Origin of the sequence: Streptomyces sp. NBC_00554 (assembly GCF_041431135.1) — a bacterium.
Classification (GTDB): domain Bacteria; phylum Actinomycetota; class Actinomycetes; order Streptomycetales; family Streptomycetaceae; genus Streptomyces.
This window is the reverse complement of sequence record NZ_CP107799.1, coordinates 5,899,116-5,911,518: the sequence shown is the minus strand read 5'-3', so window position 1 is coordinate 5,911,518 and position 12,403 is coordinate 5,899,116. Positions and strand designations below refer to the sequence as shown.

The 12,403-nt window shown below is 69.5% G+C and carries 12 protein-coding genes; 5 read left to right on the top strand and 7 right to left on the bottom strand.

Translation table 11 applies throughout. The features are described 5' to 3' along the window. The first annotated feature begins 64 nt into the window (after positions 1–64). Both OG266_RS26145 and OG266_RS26140 read left to right on the top strand, forming a co-directional pair. Positions 65–1,081 carry an acyl-CoA desaturase gene (locus tag OG266_RS26145; protein WP_371548735.1) on the top strand — a complete coding sequence of 339 codons (1,017 nt, stop codon included), beginning with the start codon at positions 65–67 and terminating at the stop codon, positions 1,079–1,081. Then, entirely contained in the window at positions 1,078–1,758 is a 681-nt protein-coding gene (locus tag OG266_RS26140; RefSeq protein WP_266460390.1) for a TetR/AcrR family transcriptional regulator, read from the top strand. The genes OG266_RS26145 and OG266_RS26140 overlap by 4 nt, the downstream gene beginning before the upstream one ends. Positions 1,759–1,782: 24 nt before the next feature. Here OG266_RS26140 and OG266_RS26135 read toward each other — a convergent pair whose 3' ends face one another. From OG266_RS26135 to OG266_RS26125, 3 genes are all read right to left on the bottom strand, one after another. Then, positions 1,783–2,637: a PaaX family transcriptional regulator C-terminal domain-containing protein gene (locus OG266_RS26135; protein ID WP_371548734.1), complete on the bottom strand. Its 855-nt coding sequence runs from the start codon at positions 2,635–2,637 to the stop codon at positions 1,783–1,785. A 49-nt stretch (positions 2,638–2,686) separates the two neighbouring features. Beyond that, positions 2,687–4,072: an MFS transporter gene (locus OG266_RS26130; protein WP_371548733.1), complete on the bottom strand. Its 1,386-nt coding sequence runs from the start codon at positions 4,070–4,072 to the stop codon at positions 2,687–2,689. 121 nt (positions 4,073–4,193) lie between these two features. Continuing rightward, positions 4,194–5,000 carry a trans-aconitate 2-methyltransferase gene (locus OG266_RS26125; RefSeq protein ID WP_266460383.1) on the bottom strand — a complete coding sequence of 269 codons (807 nt, stop codon included), beginning with the start codon at positions 4,998–5,000 and terminating at the stop codon, positions 4,194–4,196. 116 nt (positions 5,001–5,116) lie between these two features. On the opposite strand from OG266_RS26125, the gene tamR reads away from it, so the two are divergent. Next, a complete protein-coding gene (tamR, locus tag OG266_RS26120) occupies positions 5,117–5,614 on the top strand; it encodes a MarR family transcriptional regulator TamR (RefSeq protein ID WP_266460380.1) in 498 nt (165 codons plus the stop codon). Here tamR and OG266_RS26115 read toward each other — a convergent pair. After that, positions 5,573–6,340, bottom strand: coding sequence for a response regulator transcription factor (locus OG266_RS26115; RefSeq protein WP_266460377.1), 768 nt, complete (start codon positions 6,338–6,340; stop codon positions 5,573–5,575). The two genes, tamR and OG266_RS26115, sit on opposite strands and share 42 nt — an antisense overlap. Positions 6,341–6,599: 259 nt before the next feature. Between OG266_RS26115 and OG266_RS26110 the strand changes: the two genes are divergently transcribed. Next, positions 6,600–7,055 carry an N-acetyltransferase gene (locus OG266_RS26110; protein ID WP_266460376.1) on the top strand — a complete coding sequence of 152 codons (456 nt, stop codon included), beginning with the start codon at positions 6,600–6,602 and terminating at the stop codon, positions 7,053–7,055. A gap of 229 nt (positions 7,056–7,284) precedes the next feature. Here the strand turns inward: OG266_RS26110 and galK are convergent, their stop codons facing one another. The 3 genes from galK to galT are packed head-to-tail and all read right to left on the bottom strand — an operon-like array spanning position 7,285 to position 10,457. After that, entirely contained in the window at positions 7,285–8,427 is a 1,143-nt protein-coding gene (gene galK / locus OG266_RS26105) for a galactokinase (protein WP_371548732.1), read from the bottom strand. Continuing rightward, the gene (gene galE / locus OG266_RS26100; protein ID WP_371548731.1) at positions 8,428–9,396 is read right to left on the bottom strand and encodes a UDP-glucose 4-epimerase GalE; all 969 of its coding nucleotides are present in this window, start codon (positions 9,394–9,396) and stop codon (positions 8,428–8,430) included. Next, complete coding sequence (galT, locus tag OG266_RS26095; protein WP_371548730.1) at positions 9,393–10,457, bottom strand: galactose-1-phosphate uridylyltransferase; 1,065 nt, start codon at positions 10,455–10,457, stop codon at positions 9,393–9,395. The genes galE and galT overlap by 4 nt, the downstream gene beginning before the upstream one ends. A 197-nt stretch (positions 10,458–10,654) precedes the next feature. Here galT and OG266_RS26090 point away from each other — a divergent pair, with 197 nt between their 5' ends. Further along, positions 10,655–12,394, top strand: a complete 1,740-nt coding sequence (locus tag OG266_RS26090) for a sodium:solute symporter family protein (protein ID WP_371548729.1) — start codon at positions 10,655–10,657, stop codon at positions 12,392–12,394. Positions 12,395–12,403 lie beyond the last annotated feature (9 nt).

Below are 12,403 nucleotides of genomic sequence, written 5' to 3'. Positions count from 1 at the left end.
ACATCTGGCTCAACTCTCACCCCGGACATCTGTCTCCACCCTCGAAACCCCACAGGGGACGCCCATGACCACGAGCTCCGATGTGATCGACGACGCCCCGCAGGCGAACAACGACGACGGCCCGCTTCCTCCCGCCACGCTGGGCGGCGAGAAGAAGGGGTCGCTCGAGCAGCTCGCGCTTCTCCTCTTCATCGTCGTCCCGTTCCTCGCACTGGTGGCCGCGGTGCCGCTGGCCTGGAACTGGGGGGGAGTGAGCTGGCTCGACCTCGGCCTGCTGGTCTTCTTCTACTACCTGGGTTGCCACGGCGTCACGATCGGCTTCCACCGCTACTTCACCCACGGCGCCTTCAAGGCGAAACGCCCGTTGCGGATCGCGCTGGCGGTCGCCGGTTCGATGGCGGTCGAGGGGCCGGTGGTCCGCTGGGTCGCCGACCACCGCAAGCACCACAAGTTCTCCGACGCCGAGGGCGACCCCCACTCGCCGTGGCGCTTCGGGGAGACGCTTCCGGCGCTGATGAAGGGCCTGTGGTGGGCGCACATCGCCTGGATGTTCGACGAGGAGCGCACTCCGCAGGACAAGTACGCACCGGATCTGATCAGGGACCCGGCGATCCGTGCGATCTCGCGCCATTTCCTCTACTACACGATCCTCTCGCTGGCCCTTCCGCCGCTCATCGGTGGTCTGGCGACGATGTCCTGGTGGGGCGCGTTCACCGGCTTCTTCTGGGGCTCACTCGTCCGAGTGGCGTTGCTGCACCACGTGACCTGGTCGATCAACTCGATCTGCCACGCGGTGGGCAAGCGCCCCTTCAAGTCGCGTGACCGTTCGGGCAACGTGTGGTGGCTGGCCGTGCTCTCCTGCGGCGAGTCCTGGCACAACCTGCACCACGCCGACCCGACCTCGGCGCGGCACGGTGTGGAGCGCGGCCAGCTGGACTCCTCGGCCCGGATCATCCGCTGGTGCGAGCAGCTCGGCTGGGCGTACGACGTGCGCTGGCCGTCACGCTCGCGTATCGATTCCCGCCGGAATACGGACGGGTCCGACTCCCGCCGCAAGACGGAAGCAGCCGAAGCGGCATGATTGACGGCGTGGCGACCGACTCCAGCAGCACCCCGAGCAGCAATGAAAAACCGCGGCGCGCTCGCCGCACCCGCATGACCGGCGCCGAGCGCCGTCAGCAGCTGCTGGAGATCGGCCGCACCCTCTTCGCGGCCAAGGGTTTCGAGGGCACCTCGGTGGAGGAGATCGCGGCGAAGGCCGGCGTCTCCAAACCGGTGGTCTACGAGCACTTCGGTGGCAAGGAGGGCCTGTACGCGGTGGTGGTGGACCGTGAGATGCGCCGCCTCCTCGACATGGTGACCAGCTCCCTGACGGCGGGCCACCCCCGTGAACTGTGCGAACAGGCGGCGTTCGCGCTCCTCGACTACATCGAGGAGTACACGGACGGCTTCCGCATCCTGGTCCGCGACTCCCCGATCCCCCAGTCCACGGGCTCCTTCGCCTCCCTGATCTCGGACATCGCGACGCAGGTCGAGGACATCCTGGGCCGCGAGTTCAAGAGCCGCGGCTTCGACCCCAAGCTCGCCCCCCTGTACGCCCAGGCCCTGGTCGGCATGGTGGCCCTGACCGGCCAGTGGTGGCTGGACGTCCGCCGCCCCAAGAAGTCGGAAGTGGCGGCCCATCTGGTGAACCTCGCCTGGCACGGCCTGGACGGCCTGGAGGCGAAGCCCCGGTTGATAGGCCACCGCAAGGCCTGAGGAGCCGGCCTCGGCAAGAGGTTCCTACGCGTCCCGAAGCGGCGTGGTCTCCAGCAGCTCCCGTGCCATCCGGTCCGCGGACTCGGCGGTCTCCTCGGCGACGCGCCGGAAGGTCTCCTGTGCCTGCCGGGCCGGCCAGCCGGGCGGCAGGTGCTGGACCGGGAGCCTGGGATCCGTACGGATGATCCGCAGCCATTCGCCGACCAGCCGAAGCCGGGCCGTGACCGGGTCGCGCGAGCCGGTGTCCTGGTCGGCGGTCCAGCGCTTGTCGAAGGCGACGTACCGTGCGGCGATGGACTCCAGGTCCCAGCTCTCGCGGATCATCAGGCCGATGTCGGTGGCCTGGTCCGCCTGGGCGTGGAAGACCTTGACGTGGGCGGCGAGGCCGAGCTCGGAGACGATTGAGTGGACGTCGACCCGGCCCGGCGCGACCCACAGTCCGCTGTAGAGGGCGCCGAACCCCGACCAGCTGAGCTGGGAGCGCAGATCGTGGCGCTGGCGCTGCCAGGACTCGGGCAGGGAGAAACCCAGCAGGGTCCAGGTGCCGTCCCAGTCCTCGTTGACCGCGCCGTCCCGCCAGATCCGCCGGCCGCCGTCCCGCAGGATCCGCGCCGCCTGCGGGGTGAGCCCGAAGAACATCTTGCGGCCCTCGCGCTGGCGCAGCAGCAGGCCCCGGTTGACCATGCGGGTCAGGGTGGAGCGCACGGCCTGCTCCCCCGTCCCCGCCCGGGCGAGCACGTCGATGATGCTGCCCGAGTAGACGCACAGGTCGCCCTCGTCGAGCACGTGGTTGCCGAAGAAGGCGAGTACGAGTGACTGGGGGCGCAGTTGCGTGCCGTCCGGCGCGTCCACCGGCTCGTCCGGGTTGTCGTCCTCCACGGAGGTAAGCGTACGACCGCCCGCCGGAGGTCCGGCGGGCGGTACGAGGTCACCGGTCACTGAACGTCGGGGCGACTTGCTCCCTCTCCGCCGCGGTGGCGGGGGTGCCGCCCTCGGTCAGCGAATCCCGGTGGGTCTCGCGCAGGAACCAGACGGTCAGGGCGGTGACGGTGGCACCGCCGCACAGCAGCAGCGCGACCGGCGTACTCCCGCCACCGTCCGCGGCGACCAGGCTGCCCGCGATCAGCGGCGAGAACCCGGCACCGACCAGAGTGGCCAGCTGATAGCCGAGGGAGGCGCCGGTGTAGCGGACCCGGGTGCCGAACATCTCGGTGAGCAGCGCCCCGAGCGGGCCGTACATCATGGACTGGGCGACGCCGTGGCCGAGGGCGACGGCCAGGATCAGCAGCCCCGGGGACTTCGAGTCGACCAGCGCAAGCACGGGGAAGGCGAGCGCGGCGGAGGCGACGGCACCGGTGAGGACCACCGGGCGGCGCCCGATCCGGTCGGAAAGCGCGGAGGCGCAGGGCAGCACGACGAGTGCGACGCACGCGGAGACGGTGAGCGCCGTCAGGACCTGCGAGCGGGCGTAGCCGATGCCGGTGGCGTACGCGATCATGTAGCTGGTCAGCAGCGACTGTGCGGTGAAGGCGCCGATGCCGACGCAGCAGGCGAGCAGCAGTGCCCGCGGACGCCGCAGCACCTCGACGACCGGCAGCCGGGCCTCCGTGCGCTCCTTCTTAACCTCGGTGAACAGCGGGCTCTCAACCACCTTCAGCCGTACGAAGAAGCCGACCGCGAGCAGGACCACACTCAGCAGGAACGGCACCCGCCAGCCCCAGGCGGCGAACTCGTCCTTGGGGAGTGTGACGACGAGCGTGACCACGGCCGACGACAGCAGCGAGCCGAGCGGGGCTCCCATCTGCGTGAAGCTGGACCACAGTCCGCGCCGCCGCTCTCCGGCGTGCTCGACGACCATCAGGGTGGCGCCGCCCCACTCCCCTCCGATGGCGAGGCCCTGCACGACGCGCAGCGTGATCAGCAGCACGGGTGCCCAGACGCCGACGGTGTCGTACGTGGGCAGCACCCCGATCAGGAAACTGGCGCCGCCCATCAGTCCCATGGTCAGCAACAGCATGGACTTGCGGCCGAGCCGGTCCCCGAAGTGACCGAACAGGATGCCGCCGAGCGGCCGGGCGACATAGCCGGCGGCGAAGGTGCCGAAGGCCGCGATGGTGCCGACGGCGGGGTCGGCACCGGGGAAGAACAGCTCGCCGAAGACGAGGGCGGCGACCGTTCCGTAGACGAGGAAGTCGTAGAACTCCACGGCGGTACCGAGGAGTCCGGACAGCGCGACGCGTCGCAGCTGCCGGACGGATTCGGGGGTTCGCGGGGGATGTGAAGCGGGCGGGAAATCGGTTGGGGACGAAGGCATCGCGGTCTCCCTTGACCGGGGGAAGGACACCGCGAAGATAGGCGCCTGAATGACGGCGGTCAATAATGTGCACAACATCGACAGCATCGACAGCTCGTCGCGGCACCGCGCGCCCCGAGCGTCAGGCGGCGCGCCTCGCCACCGCGAAGATGCGGCGGAACGGGAACATCGTGCCGTGTTCCGTGGCCGGATAGGCCTCGCGCAGTGCGGCCCGGTACTCGTCGACGAAGGCGCCCGCGTCCGCGCCCAGTTCGGTGAGGACGGGCCGCAGCCCCGTCCCCTTCACCCAGTCCAGGACCGGGTCCTCGCCGTCCAGGAGATGGAGGTACGTCGTCTCCCAGACGTCGGTCTCGCAACCGAGGGCGGTGAGGTGTCCGAGGTAGGCGGCCGGGGTGTGCACCGCGTCGTCGTGGCGCAGGGCGTCGGCCAGGCGGTCCTTCCAGCGGGCGGAGTGGGCGAGTTCGCGCATCAGCCGGTGGCTGGGGGCGTCGAAGTTGCCGGGGACCTGGAAGGCGAAGGTGCCGCCGGGCGCCAGGCCCCGCACCCAGGCGGGGAAGGAGTCGGTGTGCCCGGGGACCCACTGGAGGGTCGCGTTGCTGATGATCAGGTCGTACGGGTCCGAGGGCGTCCAGGTCCGGGCGTCACCGGGGGCGAAGTCGAGGCGGCCGCCGCCGGAGGTGGGACCGGCCAGCGGCTCGGCCCTGGCCAGCATCTCCGGGGAGTTGTCGTAGCCGGTGATGTGCGCGGCGGGCCAGCGTTCGGCGAGCAGGGCCGTGACGTTGCCGGGTCCGCAGCCGAGGTCGGCGATGCGGGCGGGGTCGCGGGGCAGTGCGGGGACGCGGGCGAGGAGGTCGGCGAAGGGGCGGGCGCGGTGGTCCGCGTGGCGGAGGTACTGGCTCGGGTCCCAGGTGGGGGTGGTGGCGGGCATGGACGGGCCTCCAGGAAGTCACCGTTGGGGATCATTCGGGCAGGCCTTCACCCTCACACCCAAAGTATCTTGACGTCAAGAGACTTCATGTCGACACAACCACTACACTGATCGTCATGGAGGACGAGGTCGATCGGCTGGTCGCAGCATGGCGCCGGGAGCGCCCTGACCTCGACGTGGAACCACTCGAGGTGCTCAGCCGGGTGAGCAGGCTGGCGCGGCATCTGGACCGCGCGCGTCGGCTGGCGTTCTCCGAGCACAGCCTGGAGCCCTGGGAGTTCGACGTCCTGACCGCACTCAGGCGCGCCGGGAGTCCCTACCAGCTCTCCCCCGGCCAACTGCTCACACAGACCCTCGTCACCTCCGGCACGATGACCAACCGCATCGACCGGCTGACGAAGAAGGACCTGGTGGAGCGGCTCCCCGACCCGAGCGACCGCCGGGGCGTGCTGGTACGCCTGACGGACGAGGGCCGCGACCGCGCCGACCAGGCGCTGGCGGGCCTGCTGGAGCAGGAGCGCGCGATCCTGGCGGAACTGAGCAGGGCTCAGCGCGGAGAACTCGCGGGCCTGCTACGCCAGTTGACCGCCCCGTTCGACAACATCCCCGGTTAGGTCGACGGGCCCGACCCCCGCACGGCGGGCGAGCGCGACGGCGGCGAGGGTGGAGTGCACGCCCAACTTCCCGAGCACGTTCTGCATATGGGTACGGACGGTGTGCGGGGAGAGGAAGAGCCTCTCGGCCACGGCTTTCCGCCCCAGCCCGGCGACCATGCACCGCAGCACTTCCCGCTCCCTCGGCGTGAGCGACTCGACGAGCCGCTCGCTCTCGGTGCGGTGCTTGCGGGCGGCGGTGAGTTCGCGCAGCACCCCGGTGAGCAGGGCGGGCGGAAGATGGGTCTCGTCGCGCAGCACACCTCGTATGACGGTGAGCAGCCGCGACAGCGAACAGTCCTTGGCGACCCAGCCCGAGGCTCCGGCCTGCAGGGCGAGCGCGGCCCGGCGCGGATCGTCCTTCTCGGCGAGCACGACGGTCCGTACGGACGGCTGGCCGGACCGGACACCCGCGACGAGCGAGATCCCGTCCACGAGCCCGTCCTCGTTGCTCTCCTGGACGGGCACGGCCGGACGCATACCGGGCACGTTGCCGCCCAGGTCCGCGTCGACGAGCAGTACGTCGAATCTGCGGCCTTCCGCCGCAGCCCGCTCCAGGCAGCGCAGCGCGGCGGGACCGCTGCCCGCGGCGGACACGTCGACGTCGGGCTCGGCCGCGAGGGCGGCTGCGAGCGACTCGGCGAAGATGCGGTGGTCGTCGACGACCAGTACTCGGATGCGAACCACTGAAACCCCCACTGTCGGGGGACGACCGGTGCGGGTACGGCGCCCGAAATGATCCCGAAGCCGCATGTGCGACCCCGGAAGGCGGGGTGCCGCAGCCGCACGGCCGCCGCCGTGCCGTAACTGCTACCCCCACTTCGGGCGTCGTACCCGACTGTCTCGCCCCCTGATCAGCACCGGCCCCCACCGGCACTGTTCACAGAGTAAGGCCGGGGGCAGGGAGGGGAAGGCAATTCACAGAACTGATTGGCCAGGCCCGTTTATGGTGAGCCGTATGTTTCGTATTGAGACAGGAGTCGACAAAGAACGCCGCGAACTGCTCCGCAGGCAGCTACTGGACGCCAACACGGCGGCGTCTCCCGTGCTCCGCGCGCTGCGCGGGACCCCGGGTGAACGTGAACTTCCGCTCCATATTTGGGCGTTGGACTCCGCCGGTGCCCTCGCGGGCGGGCTTGTCGGTCACACCTGGGCGACCTGGCTGCACGTCACCTACCTCTGGGTCGACGCCCGCCACCGCGGCACCGGCCTCGGCTCCCGTCTTCTCGCCGAGGGCGAGCGTCTGGCCCGCGAGGACCGCGGCTGCCGTGCCGCCCGCCTGGAGACCTGGGATTTCCAGGCCCCCGACTTCTACAAGAAGCAGGGCTACGAGGTGGTGTGCGTGATCCCCGACTATCCACCGGGGATCACGGAGTACACGCTGACGAAGCGGTTGGGCTGAGCGGAATGGTTTTTCGCCCCCTCCGCCCCTACCCGTCCCTTGTTTCTGGGGGCTCCGCCCCCAGACCCCCGATCGCCCGAAGGGCTCGTCCTCAAACGCCGGACGGGCTAAAACCCTTTCCAGCGCCGGGCGGCAAAAGTTCAGCCCCTCCGGCGTTTGAGGAGCGGGGGTTTGGGGGCGGAGCCCCCAAGGGACGGGAATGGGTAGGGGCGGAGGGGGCGAAAAACCCTCAGCTCAAGCGGCGGGCGCCTGCCGAAGGCACCGCCGGGAACACCCGGGGCGCTGTGTAGCCCGCGGCGGCGAACGCCTCGGACACCGCCTTGGTGACCGTGTCCACGTCCGCGGCCTCCACGAGGACGATCGCCGAACCACCGAAGCCGCCCCCCGTCATACGGGAGCCGAGCGCCCCGGCGGAGTTGGCCGTGGCGACCACGAGATCCAGCTCGTCGCAGGAGATCCGCAGATCGTCCCGCAGGGACGCGTGCCCCTCGGTGAGAACAGGCCCGATCCCCCGCACGTCACCGGCGTCCAGCAGCCCGATGACCCGCTCCACCCGGTGGTCGTCGGACACGACATGGCGCACATAGCGGCGGACACGCTCGTCGGACAGCCGCGCGAGAGCCGCGTCGAGCCCCTCGTACGCGACATCCCGCAGATGCGAGACCCCGAGCACCCGCGCGCCCTCCTCACACCCCTCACGCCGCTCGGCGTACGCCCCGTCGCCCAGCGCATGCTTGACGCGCGTGTCGACGACCAGCAGCGAAAGCCCCTGAGCCGCGAGGTCGAAGGGAACCTGGCGGATGGTCAGGTCGCGGCAGTCGAGGTGCAGCGCGTGCCCGTCCGTGCAGCACGCGGACGCCGTCTGGTCCATGATTCCGCAGGGCACGCCGACGAAGTCGTTCTCCGCGCGCTGGGCGATACGGGCCAGCTCGGGACGGGTGAGGCCGAGCTCGTAGAGGTCGTTCAACGCCAGCGCCGTCACCACCTCCAGCGCGGCCGAGGAGGACAGACCCGCGCCCGTCGGGACGGTGGAGGCAAGGTGCACATCGGCACCCGCCACGGCATGCCCCGCCGCACGCAGCGCCCACACCACACCCGCCGGGTACGCGGCCCAGCTGGTGTTCGTGAGTGGCTCGAGCCCGTCCACGTGGAGCTCGACGACGGGCCCCTCGATGTCGGCCGAGTGGAGCCGCAGCACGCCGTCGTCGCGGCGCGACACCGCAGCCACCGCCGTGTGCGGCAGCGCGAGCGGCATCACGAAACCCTCGTTGAAGTCCGTGTACTCGCCGATCAGATTGACCCGGCCCGGTGCCGCCCAGACGCCCTCAGGGGCAGCCCCGTACAGCTCCTCGAAACCCTCGCGAACCCCCACCTACTGCTCCCTTGCGATGTTCTGCGCGAACGCCCACGCGTCCGCGACGATCCCCGCGAGATCCGCGCGGGACGGGTTCCAGCCGAGCCGCTCACGGGCGGTCGCGGCCGAGGCGACCAGCGCTGCCGGGTCACCGGCCCGGCGCGGGGCCAGGACCTCGGGGATCGGGTGCCCGGTCACCTGGCGGACGGTCTCGATCACCTGGCGGACGGAGAAGCCCTCGCCGTTGCCGAGGTTGCAGATCAGGTGCTCGCCCGGCTGAGCGGCGGTGAGGGCGAGCAGGTGCGCGTCCGCCAGGTCGGCGACGTGGATGTAGTCGCGTACGCAGGTGCCGTCCGGCGTCGGGTAGTCGTCGCCGAAGACGGAGATCGCCTCGCGGCGGCCCTGCGCGACCTGGAGCACCAGCGGGATGAGGTGCGACTCGGGGTCGTGCCGCTCGCCGCAACTGCCGTAGGCGCCCGCCACGTTGAAGTAGCGGAGCGAGACCGCACCGAGGCCGTGGGCGTTGGCCTCGCTCGTGATCATGTGGTCGACGGCGAGCTTGGTGGCGCCGTAGGGGTTGGTCGGGGAGGTGCGCGCGGTCTCGACGATCGGGACCTCCTCCGGCTCGCCGTACGTCGCGGCCGTGGACGAGAAGACCAGCTTGCGGACGCCCGCGTCGCGCATGGCGCCGAGCAGCGCCATCGTGCCGCCGACGTTGTTGTCCCAGTACTTCTCGGGCTTCACGACGGACTCGCCGACCTGGGAGGAGGCGGCGAAGTGCAGGACCGCGTCGTACGAGGAGTCCAGCCACTTGGCGGCGTCGCGGATGTCGCCCTCGACGAAAGTCGCCCCGGCGGGGACGCCCTCGCGGAAGCCGGTCGAGAGGTTGTCGAGGACGGTCACCTCGTGTCCGGCCTCGATCAGGTGCTGCGCGACCACGCTGCCGACATAGCCCGCGCCACCCGTGACCAGGTACTTCCCACTCATGAACTCGCTACCTCTCGCAGTCGCTGAGCCGCGGACTCCGGCTGGATGTCGTTGATGAACACGCTCATCCCCGACTCGGAGCCCGCGAGGAACTTCAGCTTGCCGGACGTACGGCGAATGGTGAAAAGCTCGAGGTGGAGCGCGAAGTCGTCCCGGTTGACGCCTTCGAACTCCTCCAGCGCGCCGAACGGTGCCTGGTGCCAGGCGGAGATGTACGGCGTCGCCGGCTCGCCCTCACCGAAGATCCGGTCGAAGCGTCTCAAGAGTTCCAGGTAGACCTTGGGGAACTCTGTGCGGGCGTCCTCGTCGAGCCCGAGGAGGTCCGGCACGCGGCGGCGCGGGTAGAGGTGGACCTCGTACGGCCAGTGCGCGGCGTACGGCACGAAGGCCACCCAGTGGTCACTCGACAGGACGACCCGCGAACCGTCCGCCAGCTCCCGGGCGACGACCTCGTCGAACAGGTTCTCGCCGCCGGTCGCTTCCTTGTGCGCGGAGAGCGAGCGCAGCATCAGGGCCGTACGCGGGGTGGTGAAGGGGTAGGCGTAGATCTGCCCGTGCGGGTGGCCGAGCGTGACGCCGATCTCGGCGCCGCGGTTCTCGAAGCAGAAGACCTGCTCGACGGCGGGCAGGTGCGACAGCTCGGCCGTCCGGTCCGTCCATGCCTCCAGGACCAGGCCGGCCTGCTCCTCCGTCAGGTCGGCGAAGGAGGAGTCGTGGTCGGAGGTGAAGCAGACGACCTCGCAGCGGCCGGAGTCACCGGCCAGGGAGGGGAAGCGGTTCTCGAAGACGACGACGTCGTACGAGGAGTCCGGGATCTCGCTCAGCCGGTCGCCCTCGGAGGGGCACAGCGGGCACTCGTTCGCCGGCGGGTGGTAGATGCGGCCCTGCCGGTGCGAGGCGATCGCGACCGAATCGCCGAGCAGCACGTCGCGGCGCACCTCCGAAGTGGTGACGGTCGGGTCCAGTGGACGCCGGTCCACCGCGTCGCGCACCGCGTCGTCGCGTGAGTCGTAGTAGATGAGCTCACGACCGTCGGCCAGCCGGGTCGAGGTCTTCTTCACAGTCGGACTCCCCATCCGCGCCCATCAGAGCTTCGAAGCCCATCAAAGCTTCAAACAGAACCGAACACAACAAACCATTAAACACCACCTACGTCAACATCACAATCAAACAAAGGACACCATCAGAAGTGTTCATTTCTTGAAGGTGGAGGCGTAGGTTCCGCTTGGATCAGTTCGCGCAACGAAGCGAGTTCTCTATGCAGTCCCCCACGCATCTGCAGCCCCCCACCCATCTGGCCGCGTCCGGCATCGACCGTCTGACGTCAGGCATCGACCTGGCGGCCGAGCTGCGGCTCCCCACCAACGCACTCGACTACACAATCCTCGGCATCTACTTCGTCGTCGTCCTTGGCATCGGCTTCGCCGCCAAGCGCTCGGTGAAGACGAGCCTCGACTTCTTCCTCTCCGGGCGCTCACTGCCCGCCTGGATCACCGGTCTCGCGTTCGTCTCGGCCAACCTGGCCGCGACCGAGATCCTGGGCATGGCCGCCAACAGCGCGCAGTACGGCGCGTACACCGTGCACTGGTACTGGATCGGCGCCATCCCGGCCATGGTCTTCCTCGGCCTGGTGATGATGCCCTTCTACTACGGCTCCAAGGTCCGTTCGGTCCCCGAGTTCCTGCTGCTGCGCTTCGACAAGTGGGCGCACCTACTGAGTTCGGCCCTGTTCGCCTTCGCCGCCGTCCTCATCGCCGGCGTGAACCTCTACGCCCTCGCGATCGTCGTCGAGGCGCTGCTCGGCTGGCCGCAGTGGGTGGCCATCGTGGTCGCCGGCTTCTTCGTGCTCGCCTACATCACCCTCGGCGGTCTGTCCTCGGCGATCTACAACGAGGTACTGCAGTTCTTCGTCATCCTCGCCGCGCTCATCCCGCTCGTCGTGCTGAGCCTCAAGAAGGTCGGCGGCTGGGGCGGTCTGACCGACGCGCTCGACGCGAGCCACGGCCACGACTTCACGACCGCCTGGGGCGGCACCGGCATCGGCAGCGCCAACCCGCTGGGCGCCAACTGGCTGACCATCGTCCTCGGCCTCGGCTTCGTGCTGTCCTTCGGCTACTGGACGACCAACTTCGCCGAGGTGCAGCGTGCCCTGTCCGCGAAGAACCTCTCGGCCGCCCAGCGCACCCCGCTGATCGCCGCGTTCCCGAAGATCTTCATCGTGTTCCTGGTGATGATCCCGGGCCTGGTCGCCGCGGTCCTGGTGCCGAATATCGGCACGTCCGGCTCGGATCTCCAGTACAACGACGCGATCCCGTACCTGATGGAGCAGTTGCTGCCCAACGGCGTGCTCGGCATCGCGGTGACCGGTCTGCTCGCCGCCTTCATGGCGGGCATGGCGGCCAACATCTCGTCCTTCAACACGGTGTTCACCACCGACATCTGGGCGAGGTACGTGGTGAAGGACCGCGAGGACTCGTACTACGTGCGCTTCGGGCGGCTCATCACCGTCATCGGCGTCATGGCCTCGATCGGCACGGCGTTCCTGGCCTCGTCCTTCTCGAACATCATGAGCTACCTCCAGACGCTCTTCTCCTTCTTCAACGTGCCGATGTTCGTCGTCTTCATCGTCGGCATGTTCTGGAAGCGCGCGTCCAAGAAGGCCGGCTTCTGGGGTCTGCTGGCCGGTACGACGGCCGCGATGGTCAACTACTTCGTCCTCTACAAGCAGGACATCGTCGGCATCCCCACCGACCAGGGCGCGAACTTCGTGTCGGCGATCGCGGGCTTCGTGGCGGGCGCGGTGGTCATGGTCGCGGTGTCCCTGTTCACCGCTCCGAAGACGACCGAGGAACTGCAGGGCCTGGTGTACGGCACCACCTCTCCCGGCATGACCGAGCCGCCCGCCCCCGGCGACGACGCGTGGTACCGCAAGCCGGCTCTGCTGGGCTGGAGCGCGATCGTCCTCGCGGCCCTCTGCTACATCCCGTTCTCGTTCTGATCGAGGAGG